General features: G+C 67.9%; 16 protein-coding genes and 7 pseudogenes. 14 read left to right on the plus strand and 9 right to left on the minus strand.

What is annotated here, in order from left to right:
• Window positions 1–94: 94 nt before the first annotated feature.
• The 3 genes and pseudogenes from AB0G13_RS19000 to AB0G13_RS19010 form a co-directional block, all read right to left on the minus strand.
• Window positions 95–441 (minus strand): annotated as a pseudogene (locus AB0G13_RS19000) (transposase); the annotation flags it as partial.
• Between the two features lie 59 nt (window positions 442–500).
• Window positions 501–869: pseudogene (locus tag AB0G13_RS19005) on the minus strand (IS110 family transposase); the annotation flags it as partial.
• Between the two features lie 675 nt (window positions 870–1544).
• The gene (locus AB0G13_RS19010; RefSeq protein ID WP_357875851.1) at window positions 1545–2774 is read right to left on the minus strand and encodes an IS110 family transposase; all 1230 of its coding nucleotides are present in this window, start codon (window positions 2772–2774) and stop codon (window positions 1545–1547) included.
• Between the two features lie 565 nt (window positions 2775–3339).
• Between AB0G13_RS19010 and AB0G13_RS19015 the strand changes: the two genes are divergently transcribed.
• The 10 genes and pseudogenes from AB0G13_RS19015 to AB0G13_RS19060 form a co-directional block, all read left to right on the plus strand.
• Complete coding sequence (locus AB0G13_RS19015; RefSeq protein WP_357875853.1) at window positions 3340–4182, plus strand: formate/nitrite transporter family protein; 843 nt, start codon at window positions 3340–3342, stop codon at window positions 4180–4182.
• 1016 nt (window positions 4183–5198) lie between these two features.
• Window positions 5199–5774, plus strand: coding sequence for a transposase (locus AB0G13_RS19020; RefSeq protein WP_357875855.1), 576 nt, complete (start codon window positions 5199–5201; stop codon window positions 5772–5774).
• A 74-nt stretch (window positions 5775–5848) separates the two neighbouring features.
• Window positions 5849–6589, plus strand: coding sequence for an acetoacetate decarboxylase family protein (locus AB0G13_RS19025; RefSeq protein WP_357875857.1), 741 nt, complete (start codon window positions 5849–5851; stop codon window positions 6587–6589).
• A complete protein-coding gene (locus tag AB0G13_RS19030) occupies window positions 6586–7263 on the plus strand; it encodes a GntR family transcriptional regulator (RefSeq protein ID WP_357875859.1) in 678 nt (225 codons plus the stop codon). Before AB0G13_RS19025 ends, AB0G13_RS19030 begins: the two co-directional genes overlap by 4 nt.
• A gap of 77 nt (window positions 7264–7340) precedes the next feature.
• Window positions 7341–8225 (plus strand): ABC transporter substrate-binding protein, encoded by an 885-nt coding sequence (locus tag AB0G13_RS19035; protein WP_357875861.1) that lies wholly within the window; start codon window positions 7341–7343, stop codon window positions 8223–8225.
• 122 nt (window positions 8226–8347) lie between these two features.
• Complete coding sequence (locus AB0G13_RS19040; protein WP_357875864.1) at window positions 8348–9352, plus strand: ABC transporter permease subunit; 1005 nt, start codon at window positions 8348–8350, stop codon at window positions 9350–9352.
• Complete coding sequence (locus AB0G13_RS19045) at window positions 9352–10098, plus strand: amino acid ABC transporter ATP-binding protein (RefSeq protein WP_357875866.1); 747 nt, start codon at window positions 9352–9354, stop codon at window positions 10096–10098. The genes AB0G13_RS19040 and AB0G13_RS19045 overlap by 1 nt, the downstream gene beginning before the upstream one ends.
• Window positions 10099–10133: 35 nt before the next feature.
• Window positions 10134–10868 carry an acetoacetate decarboxylase family protein gene (locus AB0G13_RS19050; protein ID WP_357875868.1) on the plus strand — a complete coding sequence of 245 codons (735 nt, stop codon included), beginning with the start codon at window positions 10134–10136 and terminating at the stop codon, window positions 10866–10868.
• 23 nt (window positions 10869–10891) lie between these two features.
• Window positions 10892–12541: an L-glutamate gamma-semialdehyde dehydrogenase gene (gene pruA, locus AB0G13_RS19055; RefSeq protein WP_357875924.1), complete on the plus strand. Its 1650-nt coding sequence runs from the start codon at window positions 10892–10894 to the stop codon at window positions 12539–12541.
• Window positions 12542–12670: 129 nt separating this feature from the next.
• A pseudogene (locus AB0G13_RS19060) lies at window positions 12671–13079 on the plus strand (transposase); the annotation flags it as partial.
• Here the strand turns inward: AB0G13_RS19060 and AB0G13_RS19065 are convergent.
• Window positions 13075–13178 (minus strand): annotated as a pseudogene (locus AB0G13_RS19065) (IS630 family transposase); the annotation flags it as partial. The pseudogenes AB0G13_RS19060 and AB0G13_RS19065 overlap by 5 nt on opposite strands.
• 50 nt (window positions 13179–13228) lie before the next feature.
• Window positions 13229–14419, minus strand: a pseudogene (locus AB0G13_RS19070) (multidrug effflux MFS transporter); the annotation flags it as partial.
• 197 nt (window positions 14420–14616) lie between these two features.
• On the opposite strand from AB0G13_RS19070, the gene AB0G13_RS19075 reads away from it, so the two are divergent.
• From AB0G13_RS19075 to AB0G13_RS19090, 4 genes are all read left to right on the plus strand, one after another.
• Window positions 14617–15396: a helix-turn-helix transcriptional regulator gene (locus AB0G13_RS19075; RefSeq protein WP_357875870.1), complete on the plus strand. Its 780-nt coding sequence runs from the start codon at window positions 14617–14619 to the stop codon at window positions 15394–15396.
• Window positions 15397–15908: 512 nt separating this feature from the next.
• Window positions 15909–16388, plus strand: coding sequence for a lipocalin-like domain-containing protein (locus tag AB0G13_RS19080; protein ID WP_357875872.1), 480 nt, complete (start codon window positions 15909–15911; stop codon window positions 16386–16388).
• Between the two features lie 233 nt (window positions 16389–16621).
• Window positions 16622–17338: a DUF6152 family protein gene (locus AB0G13_RS19085; RefSeq protein WP_357875874.1), complete on the plus strand. Its 717-nt coding sequence runs from the start codon at window positions 16622–16624 to the stop codon at window positions 17336–17338.
• A gap of 11 nt (window positions 17339–17349) precedes the next feature.
• The gene (locus AB0G13_RS19090; RefSeq protein WP_357875876.1) at window positions 17350–17832 is read left to right on the plus strand and encodes a hypothetical protein; all 483 of its coding nucleotides are present in this window, start codon (window positions 17350–17352) and stop codon (window positions 17830–17832) included.
• Window positions 17833–17944: 112 nt separating this feature from the next.
• Here the strand turns inward: AB0G13_RS19090 and AB0G13_RS19095 are convergent.
• From AB0G13_RS19095 to AB0G13_RS19110, 4 genes and pseudogenes are all read right to left on the minus strand, one after another.
• Window positions 17945–18385: pseudogene (locus AB0G13_RS19095) on the minus strand (IS5 family transposase); the annotation flags it as partial.
• A gap of 223 nt (window positions 18386–18608) precedes the next feature.
• Window positions 18609–19871: a PQQ-binding-like beta-propeller repeat protein gene (locus AB0G13_RS19100; protein WP_357875878.1), complete on the minus strand. Its 1263-nt coding sequence runs from the start codon at window positions 19869–19871 to the stop codon at window positions 18609–18611.
• A 158-nt stretch (window positions 19872–20029) separates the two neighbouring features.
• Window positions 20030–20454 (minus strand): annotated as a pseudogene (locus tag AB0G13_RS19105) (transposase); the annotation flags it as partial.
• A gap of 334 nt (window positions 20455–20788) precedes the next feature.
• Complete coding sequence (locus AB0G13_RS19110) at window positions 20789–21277, minus strand: hypothetical protein (protein WP_357875880.1); 489 nt, start codon at window positions 21275–21277, stop codon at window positions 20789–20791.
• Between the last annotated feature and the right edge of the window lie 64 nt (window positions 21278–21341).

Genomic DNA, 21341 nt, shown 5'->3' on the forward strand with positions numbered 1-21341 from the left:
CCGAACGAGATCCCGCTCATCCACCGCGGCAGCCAAACACCGCCACGACGCTCATACAAGCGACACGCCACAACGACTTAACAAAGCACTACTAGCCGGCGTCCGCGGCCAGCAACGGCGGACGCAGCCCGCGATCGGCCAACTCGTCGAGCATCTCCACCACCAGCGCCCACTTCGGGCGATGATGCTCGTCGGCAGCTATCCCGCACCGGGCCCGGCGAGCGACCGCATCGGGGCGGTCAGCCTCGTCAACGGCATGCTCGTCCCACGACGTCGGGAGAAACAACCGCCAATCCAGCGGGCACGACGCGGTGTCGGTGACCGCGTGAACACTCACCCCGATCTGGCAGTTCCCACCTTGCCCAACGTCCCCGAGTACTGCCGCGCCACGCCCGGTGAGCCCTTGCCGTCCTTCGGGAAGCCGGTGTCATCGACCACCCATGCCACCGGCTTGACCACGTCGGAAGCTCGGCGGGCCAGCCGCATCCGCACCGCCGTGGGGTGCGGGCGGCATCGGCGATGACGTAGGCGTCCCGGGCATCGGTCTTCGCCGTGCCCGGGTGCAGGTCAGCGATACGGCGCATGGCCAAGCCGGGCAGGTAGGCCACCTGATGTCCGGCCGCCCTCGCGACCGCGACCGGCAGGGCGCCGATCGAGGCCGGCTGGTCGACCACCACCAGCACGCGACCATAACGGGCGAGCTTGTCGAACAGTTGCCTCAGCCGGGCCTCGGTGTTCGGCAACGCCGCGTCGTGCAGCCGCTTGCCGTCCGGCGTCAACCCGACCGCGTGGTGATCACCCTTACCGACGTCCGAGCCCAGGTAGACGCCATATTCGTCGTGCACCAGACCTGCCTCCACACATCGCATCGTGGCCCCGGCCGCTGGTCCAGGCGTCGGACTGCCGGCAGCCCCGTTACGAAGAGACCTACCCCAAAACGGGTGGCCGTGTCCCTATCAGCGGTCCACCGACGCCACCCGGCCTGGCGACAACACCCCCGGATCATCCGAACGACAGGGGCAGGCAGTCATACCGGGCCGGGCGACCGAGGGTCCCCGGCTGGGGACGATCAAAAAGACCTCCGATCTCCCGTACGAGTCAAGGGCAGGAATGATGTAGCGGTGGAAACGGATGAGGCCCTGCGATTGGCTCGGTCGCAGTTGTGGTCGGACAGGGCCCGCGCCGGATGTCACCTGAGCACTGTCGTTGGGAGGGAGCCGGTAGACGCCGTGGTCCGGAGTCTCCTACTTGACCGCGCGAATACCGCGGTCACCGATGCGACCGCCGCGGCGCTATTGCGGCGTCGTGGCGCAGCCGGGCTGCGTCTACTTGCCGCAGCGTGGCATGTCGCGGAGCCGGAGCAAGGGGATCATCTGACCAGTTGCCTGAGTGCCGCCTTGTTCGAGCTGGCCTGCGCTGGGTCGGACGACCGCATGCGTTTCCGAGCCGTGCTGCAGAGTCTGCTGTCCGATCCTGACCCAGATACCCGTGCCGGCGCCCAAGACCTGCTTGATCGAGTCGCTCGGGCGCTACCGGACTGATCGTCACGGGCTTGCAAGCGCCCCGTGAGCGAATGCCTTGGCGGGGTCGTAGAGCTGGCCGGTTCCCAGGCAGTGGTGCAGGCAACCGAGGAGCCGGTTGAACAGGTTGCGCAGCGCTGCGGGGTGCCGGTCGCCGTGGTCGCGTCGACGTTGGTAGTGCTGCTTGGCAGGTTCGGCGTGGGTGGCGGCGACGAAGGCCCACAGGTAACCGGCCGCGGCGAGCCGGTCGTTCTTCACCTTGCGATGGGTGATGGAGATGCTGCGCCCGGACGCGCGGGTGACCGGGGCCGCGCCCGCGTACGCCTTCAACGCGCGGGCGTCGGCGAACCGGGCGCGGTCGTCGCCGATCTCGGCCAGGACGCGGGCGCCAGTCACGTCGGCCAGGCCAGGGAAGCTCGTCACGATCGCGTGGTCGGGATGCTGGCGGAACGCTTCACTGGTGGCCTCGGTGAGCTGGTCGACACTGGCGCATTCGACGTTCAGCGTCGCCAGCAGTGCCAGCGCCTGGGTGCCCATCGCTTCCTCCACGACGGCCGGCTGGCGCAGTTGCGGACGCCGCAGCTCCTGCTGCAGCTCAGCGGCCAGGTCCTCGATGCCGCGTTGGCGGCCGCCGCGGCGCAGCGCAGCCGCGATGCGCGTCGTGGACAACTTCGCAGCAGCGGCCGGCGTAGGGGCGATGGCCAGCACAGCCCGGGCGTCCGCACTGGTCAGATTGCCCTTCCTGCCGGTGAACGCGGCCAGGAACGTAGGAAAGTACTCCCGCAGCAGCGACCGTAACTCGTTCGATGCCCGGGTCCGCCGCCAGGTGGCATCCTGGTGAGCCCGAGCCAGCACGGCGATGGCCTGGACCAGCTCGCTGTCGTGCGGCAGCGGCCGATGGGCGTGCGCGTCGGTGCGCAGAATGTTGGCCAGCACCACCGCGTCGGCGTGGTCGGACTTCTTGCGAGACACCGAGTACCGCTCCCGATAGCGTGCCACCGCCATCGGGTTGATCGAGTACACCCGTCGCCCACTTGCGCGTAGCGCCGCGACCAGTAGCCCGCGCGGGGTCTCGATCGCCACCGGGATCGGGCAGTCGGTGTTGTCGCCGGCGGCGGCCAGCATCTCCACCAGCGTGGTAAATCCGTCCAGGTCATCGCCAATACGCCCCTTGGCGACCAGGCGACCGTGCTCGTCGACGAGAGCGATGTCGTGGTGCTGTTCCGCCCAGTCGATGCCGCAGTACACCGTCAACTCGTACTCCTCCCCATCTGTCAGTACAGGTGCGCAACCCTGGCGGAAACGCGCGGCGCCCTAATGACGAGGCTCTGTGGCCTACCCTCCGATGAGCCGTTCGCGATCCCAGCGACCCGCACGGTCCCGGTCTTCGCAGTCAGAGCTCGTCGGCTCCCGGTATGCGAGGTGTTCGCCGTGCGGGCGGGCTGCAACCACGATCAACATCCTGCCCAAGGTCACGAGGTGGTCCGGCACCGCCGAGGTCCGCCGGTCTTGCACGAGACCTGGCTCGGTCCAGAGGTGTGCAGGCGTGTACTCAGCGAGCCGGACCACCCACGAACGGCTCGCCGAGCCCACGCTGCCGATCTTTTTGGAGACCTCAAGGGCCAGGTAACGGGCAGGCATCCCGTGGTCCACGGGGCCGTTCGGGATTCATTAGGTAACGGGGGGGGGATCTCACGTGCCTCGATGGGCTGCACGGTGTTACGGCGATGGACATCTATAGTGCCGAGACCGACCGGACAGTCCGGATCTTGGGTACACCGGCAGCTCCGTGGTTGCCCACACCAGAAGGAACGAGTCCATGTCCTACGTGACCCCATCAGAGTTCGTCGCGAAGATGATCGACGCGGGCGAGGCCAAAGTGTTCATGTCCACCCGGGACACGGTGATCCGTGCATACATGGCCGGTGCCATCCTCGCACTCGCTGCGGCGTTCGCGGTCACCATCACCGTGGAGACGGGTCAGCCCCTCGTCGGGGCCCTTCTCTTCCCCATCGGGTTCTGCTTGCTGTACCTGCTCGGGTTCGACCTCCTGACCGGTGTGTTCACCCTTGTTCCCCTCGCGCTGATCGACAGGCGACCGGGCGTCAGATTGCGCCTGGTCCTGCGCAACTGGGGCTTGGTCTTCGTCGGCAACTTCGCCGGCGCGCTCACCGTCGCGCTCATGATGGCCGTGATCCTGACCTTCGCCTTCAGCATGGACCCGAACGAGGTCGGCCAGCGGCTCGGCGCGATCGGCGCGTCGCGGACGGTCGGGTACGCCGACCATGGTGCCGCCGGGATGCTCACCCTCTTCATCCGCGGTGTCCTGTGCAACTGGATGGTCTCCACCGGCGTCGTCGCCGCGATGATCTCGACGTCGGTGTCGGGGAAGGTGATCGGCATGTGGATGCCGATCGTGGTCTTCTTCTACATGGGGTTCGAGCACTCGGTGGTGAACATGTTCCTGTTCCCGGCCGGCCTGATGCTCGGTGGCGACTTTTCGATCGCTGACTACCTGATGTGGAACGAGGTCCCCACAGTGGTCGGCAATCTGGTCGGCGGCTTGGTCTTCGTGGGGCTCGCCCTCTACGCGACGCACGCCCGCACAGGTGCGACCCGGAACCGCCCGCATCCCGAGAAGTCGGCATCCAGACCAAGGTGACGCGTGACGGGCTCGTTTGCCTCTCCAGATACCTTTGATGAGAAGCGTGCGGGTTCGGTGTCGTAGGAGCGCGTTGCGCATAGTGGCGATGCAGGTGCCTCGGGCGGCATCGATTCGCTCTCGGGGGTAGCGGCCTGCCGACCGCTTATGGCCCTCGAGCGTGACCGTGGGGTTGTCGAACTCGTCCTTGAGGTGCTCCCGGATCGCGTCGCAGGCCTGCTCTATCAGCGGCAACAGCCCCCGAGCCGTCCGGCCCGTACCCAGCCACGTCGACCACGACACCGAGGTCGGTGTCGGTCGGCGGTGTGTCTGCGTCTCCGTGCGCAACCGAATCGTCGATGTACGTGCGGGCACCGGGGAACGCGTCGAGCAGCGCCGCGTCCGAGCAGCCCTCGGCAACGCCGCGCCTCGCGCAGCTCCTCCAGCGTGACTTCCAGGTTCTTGCGGCCCTCTTCGAGCTGGTCTTCCAGGGACGTCGGCGTCCTCCCTCTGGCGTGAGTGTACGGATAGACCGGCCGGGGCCAGTCGTGCTCGAAGCCCGCCGAATTCGTCCATGCCGTAGCCCGGGTACGGGTCTTCGGTGGACAGCCGCAACTCGTCGCCACAGGCGTGGAGCCGGGTCGGCTGCTGGCGCTCGAAGTGCAGCCAGACGTGGAGAAGACCGGCGGCGCTGTCTGGGGCGCGTGCGCCCCGGTACCAGTGGCGGGCCTCGGTCTGCACGCCACCCGGCGGTTCCTTCTGCAGATGACGCGCCGATGCCACAAGCGGCAACTGGCGAACATCATCATCCGGCACATGTGGGCCGACGCCGCCCGCCTTTCCAGGCCCGCGACGCCAGCCTTGGCAACGGCCGCTTGGCAAGAGAGCTCCGAATCGCTCACCGCCCGCTACCGGCGGGCCGTGAAGGCCCGCGGCCACGTCCCCAACGAACAGGATGCTCTATCGGTCGGGATCGGCGCGCACACCGCTGCTCGACTCAACACCGCCGTGGTGGATGAGGCCATCGCCGCCCCGCGGTGCTCACCGAACACCGCGATGACCTCGTCCGCAGTCGCACCCAGATCGTCAACCGCCTGCATGCGCTGCTGGCCCAGCTCATTCCTGCCGGCCTGTCCCGCGGCCTGACCGCCGACAGCGCAGCCGCTGCGTTACGCAGCATCCGCCCACGTGCCGTGCTGGCCCGCACCATGCGCCAGGTCGCCGTGGAACTACTCGGCGAGCTGCGCCGCCTCGACCGGCGCATTGCCGAAGCAACAGCAACGCTGTCCGCCGCGGTCGCGGCCTCCGGCACCACACTGACCGATTTGCTCCGCATCGGAGACGTCACCGCCGCGAAGATCCTGGCCCGCTCCGGCGCCGTCAACAGGTTCCGGTCGGAGTCCGCGTTCGCCTCGTACTGCGGCGTCGCGCCGCTAGAAGTGTCATCCGGTGACATCCAACGCCACCGTCTTTCGCGCGCCGGCGACCGGCAGGGGAAGTCGCGGGTTGGCCCATCAGCGGTGGGCGTGTTCGGTGATCGTGTAGGCGAGGACACCCGTCGGCAGCCTAGGGGCGGCGGTTGTCGGCGGAAAGAGGGTGTTGACATTCCGTGACGGTGCCCCTAGCTTGCCTGGGTAGATAACTGACATGTCAGTGCGGTGTCAGTCCGGAGCCCGGGATGGGAACGATGCGAGAGCCCTACGACGTCACGTCATATTTCGAGTTCCTCGGCTACGGCCGGGGTGACCAGACCTACCACTGTGCCGACCTGACCAGCGTGATTGCATACTTTCGCGGCGACGAGGCGCAGCTCGAGGAGTTGTTGCGACCGACTCCCTTCACCCTGGCGGATGACCGGTTCGCGGTGTCGATCGCCGACTTCACCCGCAACTCGGGCGCCACGTACATCGACGCGGCGGTGATCCTTGCGGTGCGCTACGGCGATCTCGTCGGGGGCACGTACTACCACGAATTTGAGGACAAGCACGGCAGCGTGGCGGGTGGCCGGGAACTGTGGGGCTACCCCAAGCGGTACGCCAAGATCTGCTTCGAGGCCGACGCTCACGGAGCGCGTGCCGATGTCAGCAACGAGGGTGCATCCCTGTTCAGCCTAGACTTTACCTTCGACGACACGGTCGACGGCTCGGGCTGGGCCGGCCTGTCGCTGTATCCGCATCTTCAGGTCCGCGCGGTCCCTCAGTATGATGGGCCGACCTTTCAGAGCTTCGACATCCTCAGCCGTGACACCTCAAAGGACTACGTGTTGAAGACCCGGCGGTACGGCCGCGGTGCGGTGCGGTTCGGGGCGGCGTTGGCCGTCGCTGGACAGCCGCTGCACGCCGTTCCGCTGGGTGCCGAGCTGACGGTCGGTGACTACGCCTCCACGGCTGCGAATGGCGTGCCCACGCACGTCGCTGCCCTGGTGTGACGCTCGTGTCCGGCAACCCTCCGCCTCAGCGCCGTGGTGAAGACCGCGCAAGTGATGTGGCCTACCGCAGGCTGCGCGATCGCATCATCCGTATCGAGTACCAGCCACTGGAGCCGCTCAACGAGAAGCAGCTCAGCGACGAACTCGCGTTGGGGATCGCCCCGATCCGCGAGGCGCTGCGACGGCTGGAGTTCGACCGGCTGGTGACGATCTTTCCTCGGCGGGGCACGTTCGTGTCGGAGATTGGTATCCGCGATGATCAGGCGGTCCGCGAGGTCCGCTTAGAGATCGAGGGTACCGCCGCGCGACTGGCCGCAGAGCGGGCCACCACCGCCGAGCTGTCCCGGATCGTCGAGCTGGCCGAGGCCGCGCGGGGCGGGTGCAAGCTGGTCGAGCAGTTTGATCTGGACGCGCAGTTCCACCGCGCGGTTTACGCCGCCTGCCGTAACCGCTTCCTCGAAGGCACCCTCAGTCACTACTTCAACCTGTCACTGCGTATCTGGTATTTCTGCGCGAAGTCGTTCGAGCTGCCCGCCAGCATCGGTGTCCACCACTGCGACACGGCCTACGCGCTGCGAGACCGTGACGGTAAGCGGGCGGAGGCGTCCATCCGCCGGCACATCCTCAGCAACGCCGCCGACCTGAGCCTCATCTTCTCCGACAACGGGCTCTGACCGCGCGTCCTCGCGAACGCGGGGCGCCGGCTGCCCGTGGCGGCATCCCCCAGCCAACTTGAAGGAGGAAACGCGCCATGTTTCTGTCCAGAAGCACCCGGTTTATGGGCATTGGTCTTGCCCTTGTGCTCGCTGTTTCTGCCTGCGGCGGTGGCAACACCAGCGCCCCGAGCGCCGCCAAGGGCGCCGGAGGCTACGGCGAGTGCACAGTGCCGAACGAGCCGGCTCGCCACCATCTCCAGGCCGCAGTGCCGGGTCAGCTCACCATCAAGGTGCCCGTCCCGGCCGGCGCGGCGTACAAGGGCAACACGATCGAGCAGGTGAAGAGCGGCTACCTGTACTGCCTGTCCGCGCAGATCGCGCAGCGCGGTGGTCTGCCCAAGCTGGCTTTGGTGAACGTCTCCTACGACGCGCTGGTCAGCGGCACCGTCACCGGTTTCGACATCGCCCCCTACGACCTGTTCGCCACCGATGCGCGGAAGAAGGTAGCGGACTTCTCCGATCCCTACCTCACCGTCGACACCGGCGTGATGGTCAAGAAGGGCAGCAAGCTTACCCAGGAGACCATCAAGGACGCGAAGATCGGCGTACTCGTCGGGTCATTGCAGCTTGAGTTCATTAACAACACCCTCAAACCGACGAAGCAGCCCAGCATCTTCCAGTCGGAGCCGGACGCCTACGCCGCGCTGCGCGCCGGTCAGATCGACGCGGTGCTGCTCGACACCACCTCGACCATGCCGCAGACGGCGAAGAGCAACGGCGCGTTCGAGACCATCGCCAAGTACGCGGTCGGCGGGGGCCTGTGCATCCTGCTGCCCAAGGGCTCACCGAACAAGGCCGTCGTCAACCAGATCCTCGCCGACATGAAGAGCGACGGATCGTTGAAGGAGGTCTTCGCGACCTGGCTCAACCCGACGCTCGGCGGCGACCCGGCGCAGCTGCCCACCTGGACGGTCGGCTGATCATGGCGACAGTACCGGAAACGGGGACGGCACCGGGCGCGTCGCTCTCCCCCGATGGGCTGGCGCGTGCCGCCGCGCCGGCCCCGCCGCCGCGAACCCGGAGCCTGGCGATCATTAACACGGTGCTCGCCGTCCTGGCCGCGCTCGTCGTATGGCTGATCGTCGACGTGGTGTCCCGAAGTGTGGCACCGGTCGTGGCCGTGGCGATCGCGGTGGCGCTTGGCATTGTGACGGTGCTGGTGTTCGTGCGGGCCGGCCGTGCCTGGGCCCGCCGAGCTGACTCCCGTCGGCGGTGGGCGGCAGGCGACCATGTCGGCGCCCGCCGGGCGGCAGCCGGCTCCCGGGAAGCCGCGTGGAGCGGTCTGGGGCTGGCCGGCTTCATGGCAGTGGTGGTGGTCGCCGCGCTCTTCGTCACCGCGAACAACTCCGCCGTGGCGGCGACGTTCTTCCAGTGGGACCTGATCAGGTCCAGCTTCGGCGACATCGCCCGCGCGCTCAGCGTCAACCTGATCATCGCGCTCGGGGCGCAGTTGCTCTCGTCGGCGCTCGGGCTACTCCTAGCGCTGGCCCGACTGTTGCCGAGTCGGAGCGCGCGACCGCTGCGGCTGCTGGCCATCGGCTACATCGACCTATTTCGGGGCCTGCCCTCGATCGTGGTCATCTACCTGGTTTGCTTCGGCGTCCCGATCGCCGGAATCCCGGTGATCAGCGAGGCGCCGCCGATGCTCTACGCGGTCGTCGCGCTCAGCCTCACCTACGGCGCGTACAACGCCGAACTGTTCCGGTCGGGCATCGAGTCGGTGCACGCGAGCCAGACTTCGGCGGCGCTGTCGCTCGGACTGTCTCCGTTCTCGGTGAATCGGCTGATCGTGCTGCCGCAGGTGATGCGGCGCATCGCCCCGGCACTGTTGAGCGCCTTTGTCGCGCTTCAGAAGGACACCGCGCTGGTCAATGTCGTCGGCATCGTCGATTCATTCACTCAGGCGAAGATCTTCGCCAGCAACATGTTCAACCTCTCGGCGGTGACGGTGGTCTGCATCCTGTTCGTCATCATCACGATTCCGCAGACCCGGCTGGTCGACTACCTCATCGCCAGAACCGACAGCCGTACCCGAGGCAGGTCCTGATGGCACTGATCGAACTACGCAACGTGCGTAAGAGTTACGCCGACCTCGTGGTGCTGGCCAACATCGACCTGGACGTGGCGGCGCACCAGGTGGTCAGCCTGATCGGCGCATCCGGCTCGGGCAAGTCGACGCTGCTGCGTTGTGTCAACGGCCTAGAGGACATCCAGGGCGGCACGGTGTCGATCGACGGCGACGTGGTGTCCGGGCCCGGCGTCGACAAGGTCAGGCTCCGGCGTCAGGTCGGGATGGTGTTCCAGAGCTTCAACCTCTTTCCGCACATGAGCGTGCTTGCCAACTGCACGGTTGCACCCGTGACCACCCGGCAGTTCAGCAAAGCGGAAGCCGTCGAGCGGGCCCGGGAGATGCTGCGCCGGGTAGGGCTGGCCGACAAGGCCAATGCCTATCCCGACCAGCTCTCCGGCGGTCAGCAACAGCGGGTGGCGATCGCCCGCACGATGGTGATGCAGCCCCGGGTGTTGCTGCTCGACGAGATCACCTCCGCCCTCGACCCGGAGCTGGTGGTAGAGGTGCTCGACCTGGTCCGCGAACTGGCGGGCAATGGGATGACCATGCTGCTCACCACGCACGAGATGAACTTCGCCCGGGACATCTCCGACCAGGTCTGCTTCCTGTCGAACGGACAGATCATCGAACGCGGCAGCCCGGAGCAGATCTTCAATGCCCCGCAACAGCCCGAGACCCAGGCGTTTCTGCGTCGGGTCATCCAAGCCGGTCGCATGGGCTGATGCCCGTACCCACCCCTGTCAGGAGTAACGCAACCGTGTACGACCCGAACCAGTTCTTCGACTTTCTCGGCTACGGCCGCGGGGACCAGCTCTACACCTGCCCGGACCTGCGGACCCTGTCGGTCTACTGCCGCGGTGACCAAGAGCAGCTCGCCCGCCTGTTCGCCCCCACCCCGTTCACCCTCACCGACGACCGGTTCCTAGTCACCATCGCGGACTTCACCAACTGCTCTGCCGGGCCGTACTTCGATGCCGGCATCGTCTTCCCGGTCCGGTACGGCGACCACGAGGGCGCCAACTACTTCTTCGAGTGGGAGGACCAGTCCTGGAGTGTGGCACTCGGCCGGGAACTGTGGGGCTACCCGAAGAAGTTCGCCGACATCAGCCTCACGGCTGACGATGCCGGCATACGGGGTGCCGTGTCGCTGCGCAACGAACCCATCATCGACCTCGCGATCCGCTACGACGCGGACGCCGACGGTGCGGCATGGGACGGATTCCGTACCTTCCCCCACCTCCAAGTGCGGGCGGTGCCCCAGCCCAACGGTCCCGCCTTCCAGAGCTTCGACATCCTCAGCCGGGACACCTCGCCCAACTTCCTCGTCAAAGAACGCCGGTATGGCATCGGTGAGCTCTCCCTCGGGCAGTCCGTCGCGCTCGGCGACAACAAGCTGGAGGTGAGCGCCGTTCTGGGAGCCGAATATGTGATCGGTGACTACGCGATCACAAAGCAGAACGGCATCCCCGACGTCATCGCATCCCTGGTGTGACCCGAAACCTGCTGGAGAACCACATGGACGCCGTTACCCAGGTCCCCACGCCGCGTAACGAGCCGGTGCTCGACTACGCCCCCGGCTCGTCCGAGCGGGCCGCGCTCAACGCCCAACTCACCGCCCTGACGGCCCAGCCCATCGAGCTGCCCTGCGTTATCGGGGCCCGCCACTGGATGGGCGGCGGTGCCCGGCACGCGGTCGTCGCCCCACACCGGCACGCCCAGGTGCTCGGTGAATTCGCCGAGGCCACCACCGCTGACGCCAATGACGCGATCGCCGCCGCTGCCGCTGCAGCACCCGCCTGGCAGACCATGTCCTATGACGACCGGGCGGCGATCCTGCTGCGCGCCGCCGACCTGCTCGCCGGGCCGTGGCGGGCCCGCCTCAACGCCGCCACCATGCTCGGCCAAGGCAAGACCGCCATCCAGGCGGAGATCGACTCAGCCTGCGAGCTGATCGACTTCTGGCGCTACAACGTGGCGTTCGGCCGCCAGGTGCTGGCCGAGCAGCCGGTCTCCTCGCCCGGGGTGTGGAACCGGCTCGACCACCGGCCACTGGAAGGATTCGTCTACGCGATCACTCCGTTCAACTTCACCGCGATCGCCGGCAACCTGCCGACGGCTCCGGCGTTGATGGGGAACGTGGTGATCTGGAAGCCGTCGGAAACCCAGACACTGGCTGCATACCTCACGATGCAACTACTGCAGGAGGCTGGGCTGCCACCCGGGGTGATCAACCTCCTCACCGGCGACGGGCGGGCGGTGTCGCAGGTGGCGCTGGCCCATCCGGACCTGGCCGGCATCCACTTCACCGGCTCCACCCGAACCTTCCAGCACCTGTGGCGAGAGGTCGCGAGCAACCTGGGCACCTACCGCAGCTACCCCCGCATGGTGGGGGAGACCGGAGGAAAAGGCTTCGTGCTCGCCCACCCGTCCGCCGACATCGAGGCGCTCTGCACCGCGCTGATCCGGGGTGCCTTCGAATACAGCGGGCAGAAGTGCTCGGCGGCGTCTCGGGCCTACATCCCGGCGTCGTTGTGGGACGACCTGCGACCTGTCCTCGCCGCCGAGACCGAGGCACTGCCGATGGGCGACGTAACCGACTTCGGCAACTTCCTCGGCGCCGTCATCGACCGCCGGGCGTACGACCGGCTGGCCAGTGTGCTGCGTGACGCGGCCGGCGACCCGGCGGTGGAGGTGGTGGCTGGCGGGACCGCTGACGACAGTGTCGGCTACTTCGTCCGACCCACGGTGCTGCGGGTGGATAACTCGCGCCATCCGACGATGAGCACCGAGTACTTCGGTCCAATCCTTACCGTCTACGTCTACGACGACTCGACACCCGGGTGGTTCGAAGCCGTGCTCGACCTCGTGGACGACACCGGGCCGTACGGGTTGACCGGTGCCATCATCGCGCGTGACCGTGCGGCGGTGGGCCGTGCGACCCAGCGCCTTCGGTTCTCCGCCGGAAACTTCTACGTCAACGACAAGCCGACCGGTGCGGTGGTGGGGCAGCAGCCGTTCGGTGGCTCACGCGCCTCGGGCACCAATGACAAGGCCGGCTCACCACTGAACCTCCAAAGGTGGGTGTCGACTCGAACGGTCAAGGAAAGCTTCGTCCCACCCACCTCGGTTGCCTATCTTCATCAGAAGGCAGCACACGGCGGCTAGTGTCCTGAGTCGTTGATTAGTTGATTAAGAGGGCGCGTAAATAGGTCAGCGGGGATGAGTTGGGCAGGAGACGGGCACAGACATCAGTGATCATGAAGGTTCCTACGCCTAGTGATCACTGGAACTCCTGTGCCCGCTGTCCCATCAGCGCTGAGCGACCCCTTGTGGGACCAGTTCGCCGCGCTGCTGCCACCCCGTCCCGGTACCGATCCCACCCATCCGCTGGGCTGTCACCGCCGGCGTATAGCCGACCGGATCGTGTTCGACAAGTTGCTGCAGGTGCTGCGGTTCGGCTGCTCCTACCAGGGCATCGCCGACTCGACCTGCTCGGCCACCACGATCCGCAACCGCCGCGACGAGTGGATCCAGTTGGGCGTGTTCGCCCAGCTCAAGACGATCCGTGCTGAACGCCTATGACCGTCTCGTCGGGCTGCTGCTGGACGACCTCGCCGTCGACGGGTGCATCACCAAGGCGCCCGGCGGTGGCGAGGTCGCCGGCCGTTCACCGGTCGACCGCGGCAAGCAAGGCATGAAACGTAGATCGGTGCGCCGTCCGGACGGGCGGCCCGGATCGACTTCAACGCGGCCAGGGTGTTCGCCGCGGACCTGCGGGTGCGGATGACACCCATAACTGGTCGTGCGGGGGGACGGGGCTTTCGCCGGCCGGGCCAGCACCAGGCCGGCCATGGACAGCACCGTGCAGGCGATCATGAGCAGCGCCATGGGTACGGCGGTGTCCTGCCCGCCGAGACCGGCGATCGGCGCGATCACACCTGCGGCCACCCACGTGACGAAGCCGAGCATCGCCGACCCGGTGCCTGGATGCTCAGGCACCTCCGCCGATGCCAGCGCGCCGCCGTTGGGGCCGATCAGCCCCTGCGCGGTCATCAGTACGAAGAAACAAACGATCACTAGCAGCAGCGGCGTACCCAGCCACAGCGCGCCCGCCAGCATCGCCACACCGGCGCCGAGCGCGGCGACCTGCCCGGCCAGGATGACCTTGCGGGTGGCGACCCGGCCCGCGAGGCGGGCAGCGACCAGCGCCGCCACCGTCATGCCGGCCGCGTTGGCGGCGAAGTCGATCGAGTACGCGACCGGTGACAGGCCGTTCATCGACTGGAGCACGAACGCCGACGTCGCCACGTATGCGAAGATCGCACCCATTCCCGAGCCGCTGACCAACACGTACCCGACGTAGCGCCGTCGGGCGAGGATCTGCCGGCCGGCGATCGCGAACGTACGCAGACCGCCGGCGTGCCGCCGGTGCGGCGGCAGCGACTCGGGCACCGCCAGTAGCACCGCCACCACCATCGCCACACCCAGGGCCGCCACCGCCCAGAACGACATCCGCCAGCCGGAAAGCTGCAGAATGACCGCGCCGAGCAGCGGCCCGGCGATCGGCGCGATCCCACCCACACCGGCGATCACGTTGAGCACCCGGACCAGCCGGGCACCGCGCGCCAGGTCGACGATCACCGCCCGGCCGATCACCATCGCCCATCCGCCGGCGAAGCCCTGGACGAACCGGGCGGTCATCATGACGCCGATCGACGGCGTCAGGGCGCACACCACGGAGGCGATGGTCATCACGACCACCGCGGCCAACAGCAGCCGACGCCGGCCGTACTGATCGGAGACCGGCCCGCCGATCAGCTGACCCAGCGCCATTCCGACGAAGAACGTGGTCAGCGTGAGCTGCACCTGCGTCGCCGTCGCCGACAGGTCACCGGCGACATCTGGGAAGGCCGGCACGTACATGTCGGTCGCCAGCGGCGCGATCCCGGTCAAAAAGATCACCGTGGTGATCAGGGCAGTGGTGAGCCGGGCCTGACGCCGCACCTGATCCAAGGGCGGCTGTTCGACGAGAGCTGCAGTCATGCCCCCAGCACACGCGCCGCGTGCGGTGGGAGGAAGTCATCGATGATGGGTGTACCGACAGTACGTCCCAGGTCAGCGGTGTGCGTCGTACCGTCGAAGGCATGAACAGCCGAGCCGAGGTACACGACTTCCTCACCACGCGTCGGGCGAAGATCACCCCGGAGTAGGCGGGCCTGCCGGCTGGCGGACAACGTCGTGTGCCCGGGCTGCGGCGCAGTGAGGTCGCCGCGCTGGCCGGCATGAGCGTCGAGTACTACGCGAAGCTGGAACGCGGCGCGCTGGCTGGCGTCTCCGCAGGGGTGCTCGAGGCGATCGCCCGTGCCCTGCAACTCGACGACGCCGAACGGGCCCACCTCATGCGCCTGGCACAGGAGGCCAGCGGTACCAGCGCTTTGGTGCGGCCCAGCCGCCGCCCCAAGCAGTGGACCGTACGGCCCGGCCTGCAATGGACCCTGGACACGATCACCGCTCCGGCGATCGTAGTCAACAACCGGCAGGACCTGCTCGCCGCGAACCTGCTCGGCCGGGCCATGTACAGCGATGTCTACGCCGGCGCCCACGGCGTGCCCAACTTCGGGCGGTTCACCTTCCTCGACAGCGCCGCCCATCGCTTCTACCCCGACTGGAACCTCGCCGCCGACATGACCGTGGCGAACCTGCGCACCGCCGCCGGCAAGGACCCGCACGACAAAGGCCTGCACGACCTGGTCGGCGAACTGTCCACCCGCAGCGAGGACTTCCGCCGCCGCTGGGGCGCCCACAACGTCCGCACCCACGGAACCGGCCAGAAGACCTTCCACCACCAGGTCGTCGGTGACCTCGAACTGGCCTACGAGACGATGGATCTGCGGGCCGAGGGCGGTGCCGGTATGACGATCTACGCCGCCGAACCCGGCTCACCGACCGCCCAGGCCCTCACCTTGCTCGCGTCCTGGGCCGCCACCAACGAAAGCACACTCGCTGCATCGCAGCGGTAGCTCGAATTCCCGCCCCTCCCGCGGTTGGTACACCGCGGCGCCGATCCCGCAGCGCGGACCCTCGCGGTCATGTTCACCGCCATCCTCTGGTCGGCCGGGCGCTCCGAGATAGGACTGGGCAGCACCTTCGTGCTGTGGCTGCCCGCAGCCGACCACACCGCCGCGACTCCGCCACCCACTGGCAATCCCCTGCCGTAAACATCGATGGCCTGATCGTTGGGCAGGCCGGGGTGCCCAACCGCTTCCAACACCTTAGAAGCCCCGCCGCCGGTGAGTTCGCGCACGAGGGGCGACAACGGCCTCCGCGGCTCTAGATCCCGCCGACGCGACGAACAGGGGTTCCCTGCCGGTACACCCACCGTCAGGAACTCCCCGCCCGTCGGTTGACGCAGTTTGCTGATAACCAGCGTGCGGTACGGCCGCAGCGCGACCCAGCTGGGCCACCGGCCGGAAACGGAGCCCAACGGCTGCCCGCCACACCCCCTCGTGCGAAGAGAAGGAACCAACGAACAATGGCAACCAAACTCAAGATCGCCCCGCGTACGCTGGTGCTTCCCCTCGTCCTCGCGGTTGCGCTGCTGGTCGCCGCGTTCTCATTCGCCCAGCCCAGCATGGCCCATCGCGACACGTCGCCTTTGGTGGGCGGATGGCTTATGACCTCCTTGGAGGTCGGCACCCCGGGCAACCTGCGACCCGTGCCGTACTCCGGCCAGATCATCTTCACCAGGTCCGGCACCATGTCGGTGCAGGCCATGAACCCCGACGCGAGCGCGCCGGACACTCCGTACACGATCAACGGATACGAAGCCTTCTACGGGACTGTCGCCGTCAACAAGGCCGCCGGCACGTTCGTCGTGACCGTTGAGTCGTCAGCGGTGCGCAACCTCATCGGACAGCGCCTGACGCGCGTCTTCAAAGTCTCTGGTGACCGGCTGGTCCTGACGCCGACGGACCCGGCAGAAGGCTGGCGCGTCACCTACCGGCGCTTCTGATCGCAGCAGGGTTGGCGGGTCACCGACCAGCGCTCGTGATCACAGAGGGCCGCGGCCGGCAGCGGGTCACCGCCACCGAGCGCGTCACTGCCAGATCTGAGCACACAACTGAGCGCGATCGACCCCGCTGAAGAGGACGCCCTGTCTGGACCACTACGGCAGGACTCCCTTGCTCCCGCGAGATAGGGCCGCCGGGTCCGACCACCCCCAACTTCCGAGAGGATCGACTCCACATGCGCTTCACCAGAAGCACCGCACCGCACGCTCACACCGGCACCCGCCTCGGCAGGCTGGCGGCGGCGTTCCTCGCTGTCGCTGTGACGCTCATCGTGGTTCCTGCCAATGCCGCGCAGGCTCACCACGGGTTCGACGACTTCGACACCGATCGTCTCTACTACATCGCGGGCGCCGTCTCGGAGGTTCGCTGGGGCGACCCGCACTCCTACTTCAGGCTGACTCTGGAAAACGATCGCCCCGCGGACACGCCTGAACTGGCCCTGCCTGAGCAGTTGCAGGCTCCAGAAGACAGCGGCCCGATCAACCATGCCCCGTCGTACAGCGGCTCCCATGACGAGCTGGAAGTCGTCATCGCACCGCCGACCTACACGGGAATGTGGGGTCTCGACCGTCCGCTCGCCGACGGCGAGCGGGTTGAAGCGGTCGGCTACATCGGCAGGAGTCATGACGACGAGTTCCGTCCGGTCGTGTTCTGGTTCGAGGACGGGCAGCCGGTCAACCAGGTGCTCGGCAGTGAACTGCCGGCGAGGCCGCTGCCGGTTCCGTACCCCGAGAGCGACGATCCGGCCGACCGGAACCAGGATGCGACGGCTGCTGCGGAGGATTCCGACGGTACGTCTCCGATTCTGGTGTGGGGCACGGTCGGCGTCGTCCTGGTGATCGGCGTGGTGGGCGGGACGCTCTACCTGCGGGCGCGCTCGCGTCGGGCGTGAGGGCGCTCGTCATGGACGGCTTCTTCTCCTGGCTCGAGGACGGCCCGCTTGCCGAAGCCATCCGTGGTACGGCCTACCTGTATCCGGTGCTCGGGAGCTTCCACATCATCGGTATCGCCCTGCTCATCGGCCCGGCTGCGGCCTTCGATCTTCGGCTGCTGGGGCTCGGGCAGCGGAAGTTGCGGGTGACTACTGTGGCCGGCTATCTCCTGCCGTTGTCACGCCTGGGATTCGTGGTAGCGGCGGTCACTGGCATCCTCATGTTCCTGCCCGGCGCGAGCCTCATGGCTGAACGTGGCAGCGCTCCGTGGAAGCTCGGCCTCCTGCTGATCGCGGGTCTGAACATCCTGATCTTCCACAGGCGCACCTACCGCGGTGTCTCCGACTGGGACTTGAACGAGCCCTCGCCTGTGCCGGCCCGGACCGCCGCGGTCGTCTCCCTGACGTCATGGACGGGTGTCACGGTCGCGGGCAGCCTCCTGGCCTACACCTGACCCGGCACAGCGAGGTTGCGCGAGAGCGGGATCGGCGAGGCGGTCGTACCGAGGCCGTCGGCTTCCACTTGGTCGAGGTGGGCGCACCTGTTTTCGGTCTCGCCGGTACGGGTCCGAGGGTGTCGGTGGCGATGTGCCGCTTGCGTCCCTTGATCATCTTCGCCGCGTCGATGCCCTGGCTGGACTCGCCGACGTTGCTGGAAGTCTTCACGCTCTGCGAGTCCGGGACCGCCGCTGACGGGCTTTCGCGGCGGCCCCGGGCCGCCCGGACCCGCTCCCGCAGCAGATCGTGGATCCGCTGCGTCGTTCCGTCGGCCTCCCACTTGGCGTAGTAGTGGTACACCGTCTTCGCTGGCGGGAAGTCGTGCGGCAGGTACTCCCAGGCGATCCCCGTCCTGGTCACGTACAGGATCGCGTTGACGATCTCCCGCAGGTCATGCACCGGCCGGCTGATCCCCAAACCCACCCGCGCCGCCCGCCACGCGGTCAGCACCGGCTCGATCAACGCCCACCGCTCATCCGACAAGTCCGACCGATACCCATGCCGCTGCACGCCCACGTGACGATCAACGAAACAGCCCCATCACCGCAACGGCCGAACGTGAATCAGCCACTACGCGGATCAGATGCCCTCTAGGTCAGTAGGATCGTTCGGGGCGGCTCTCGCTCAGGCTAGGGCGCGCCGGTGGTGGACGCGACTGTGTCCGACCGCGGCCGGTGTGGCGGGCCGGCCAAGCGCCGCCCGAAGCGCACGCCCCCGCGCTCACGGATCTGGCTCAGAAGGCGTACAGGTCCAGGGCGATCCCGTCCGGTCCCCCGGAGTGGCTGACCGCGACCCAGTCGTCCCCGACCCCGGCTAGCCAACCGGGGTACCGGCCGAGCTGGCGACCGGTCGACGCGTCATAAACGAGCACGACCGGTCGTTTCTCTACCGCGCCGCTGACCGCCACGAGGCGTCTGGTCACGCTCGACCGCCAGCTCGCCGAGGTGCCGGACAAGCCCGGGTCCGGCGCGGTCCACCGCGTCGCGCCCGTGGCCATGTCGAGCAGGGCCAGTTCGCCCTCGTCGGCGGTGCGCCGCACCAGCACGGACCGGTCGTCGCCGTCGATCGGCACGCCGGAGGTGACGCCCTCCCACTGCGTCCTGCCGGTCCGCAGGTCGACCACCTGGGGCCGGCCGGCGGCGGTGACCGCGACGAGCCGGGTGCCGGCCCCGATCAGGGTCAGCCCACTGCCGTTGTGCGCCAGGACCTTGGCACACTCCCCGTCCTCGCGACGCCCGCTGAAGACCTCGCCGGACCAGCCTCTGGCGCCCGTGGCCGCGTTGACGGTGGCGATGCCGACCGTGCACCGCCGGTCGCCCCGGGGCGGATCGTTATCGGTGGTTACCAGCAGGCCGTCGGCGACGAAGCCGTACCAGGCCCGGCTCGGCAACCGGCCGGCGCCGACCTTGCCGGTGGTGGCCGCGACGGTCGTGTAGGTACGCCCGTTCAGCCGCACCGCCACGTACCGCCCGGCGGGCGCGGCATACGGCACCCGGACACCGAGCGCCTCGTCGCTCACCCGGGCGAACCGGTCGGCGGGCAGTTTCCACAGTTCGCGACCGTCGCGGACGTCCCGGGCGATGACGACACACTTCGCGGACTGTCCGGTGCCGACGCACTCCCGGTCGTACACGACCTGTTGCTGGACGACGACGTCCTGGGTGTCCTCGGCCCGCCAGCGGGTGGCGCCGGTGGCCGCGTCGAGCACCTCCAGCGGCCCTCCGTTGCTGGCGCTGACGACGATCAGGCTGCCGGCGACCGCGTACTGGTAGCTCACCGGGAACGGGTGACGCCACCGGTCCTGCCCCGTGGAGCGGTCTACCGCCCGCAGTTCGCGCCCGTCCGGCACGACGATGACCTGGCCGAGCTGCGTCAACGGCTGCTCGAGCCGGCCGGCCGTCACCGACCAGGTGGGCTCCGGGCCCTCCCGTTGCGCTCCGGTCTCACTGCCGCGCAGGCTCTCCTGGGTCACCTCGACCCGCGGCGCAGGCCGCACGGGCGGCTCCGCCCGGGGCCTGGTGCAAGCGGTGAGACCGACGAGCAGGCTCAAAGCTGCCCCTGCCAGGCTCCAACGGGGTGGACGGCGCGACGGCGACAACGGTCTCTCCCTCGATCGGCGGCAGTGCCCACCATAGGGGCCCGTGTCGAAGTCGCTCACAGCCACTCGTTGATGGCGGCGAGGTGGATGGTGGCTTCGTAGCGGACCGCGAGTCTGTCGGAGCGGGTGGCCCGGCCCGGTTCCGCTTGAGGCGGTCGATGCCGCACTCCACGGCGAGGACGTTGCTGGTAGACGTGTGGGTCGAAGGTCGGTGGCCGGCCCCCTTGGATCCCTTGGCCCGCCGGTGGGGGTCCTGATCGGTCTTGCTCGGGATGGTCGCGGCGATGCCTCGCCGGCGCAGATATCGCCGGTTGGCTTTCGATGTGTACGCCTTGTCGGCCAGCACTCGGTATGGTCGGGTCCTGGGACAGCCGGTGACCAGGCGAGGAACGCGAATGGCGGCCAGGACCGGGATGAACTGCGGACTGTCGCCTCGATGCCCGGCGGTCAGCACGACCGCCAGAGGTCCTCGCTCCGCTGCCGATCGTCGGCGGCACGGGCTCGCCCGTACGCCCGCTGGCCTTAATGCGACAGACCGGGCAGCACAACTGGCCTGAGTGATCATGGTGATGGCCGGGATGCGCTGATCATCGGCGTCAGGTGGGCGTGCTGCCGTGGGTGCCGGACCGCGTCTTCACCCCGGACTGCCCGGATCCCCTCGTGCACCTGCTCGTACAGGACAACGAGCTTCCCGTCGGGCTGAACATCACCAATCACCCCCAGTTTGTTACCGCGACGCTGGCAGGAACGGCAGACGCGGGAAACGGATCGAGGAGGGACGGGCCGCCATCCCTCCCCGATGTCGACCGGCAGCCTCAGGACAGGAACTTGTGCAGGGCCGCCTCGATGGTGCCGGTATCCGGCGGGGCGTACGCCTTCTTGGTGTTCTTGTTGTACGACGAGATGAAGGTCGGGCATCGGCTCGCCGGGCCGCTGACGGTGCCGCCGTCGCCGATCTTCTCGGCGGTCTTCGCCGCGTGGAAGGTGAGCTTGTAGCGCGACGAGACGTAGTCGATGGTGACCCGGTGGTGGAGAGTGTCGGTGTATTCGCACTCGAGGGGCGTGGCTTCGCTGCCTCCCACGAACTCCAGGCAGGCGACGACTGACACCGCTTCGAAGTCGGTGTTCTTGGCGGAGTACGGCTTGTTCGAGGCGATCGACACTGACGACCAGAGTGCCGGCCGGTCGGGGGAGTTCGCGAAGGTGTAGACCTTCGCGCTCGACGGCCCAGCGTAGGGCGCCGCGTTGAGGATTGGCTTGCCTTCACAGACGTTGCCGAGGTCGTTGTCGTAGCGGGCGGTCACCGCATTGTCGGGCGCGGACTCTTCGGGGGTGGGGGTGGCGTCTGTGCCCGGCTCGCTGCGGGTT

Origin of the sequence: Micromonospora sp. NPDC023633, assembly GCF_040640035.1 — a bacterium.
Taxonomy (GTDB): Bacteria; Actinomycetota; Actinomycetes; order Mycobacteriales; family Micromonosporaceae; genus Micromonospora.

Bases quoted from the DNA above. Each gene is read 5' to 3' on its own strand.
- AB0G13_RS19035 (WP_357875861.1), top strand. From the start codon at position 7,341: ATGTTTCTGTCCAGAAGCACCCGGTTTATGGGCATTGGTCTTGCCCTT.
- AB0G13_RS19085 (WP_357875874.1), top strand. From the start codon at position 16,622: ATGCGCTTCACCAGAAGCACCGCACCGCACGCTCACACCGGCACCCGC.
- AB0G13_RS19080 (WP_357875872.1), top strand. From the start codon at position 15,909: ATGGCAACCAAACTCAAGATCGCCCCGCGTACGCTGGTGCTTCCCCTC.
- AB0G13_RS19045 (WP_357875866.1), top strand. From the start codon at position 9,352: ATGGCACTGATCGAACTACGCAACGTGCGTAAGAGTTACGCCGACCTC.
- AB0G13_RS19090 (WP_357875876.1), top strand. From the start codon at position 17,350: ATGGACGGCTTCTTCTCCTGGCTCGAGGACGGCCCGCTTGCCGAAGCC.
- pruA (WP_357875924.1), top strand. From the start codon at position 10,892: ATGGACGCCGTTACCCAGGTCCCCACGCCGCGTAACGAGCCGGTGCTC.
- AB0G13_RS19025 (WP_357875857.1), top strand. From the start codon at position 5,849: ATGCGAGAGCCCTACGACGTCACGTCATATTTCGAGTTCCTCGGCTAC.
- AB0G13_RS19015 (WP_357875853.1), top strand. From the start codon at position 3,340: ATGTCCTACGTGACCCCATCAGAGTTCGTCGCGAAGATGATCGACGCG.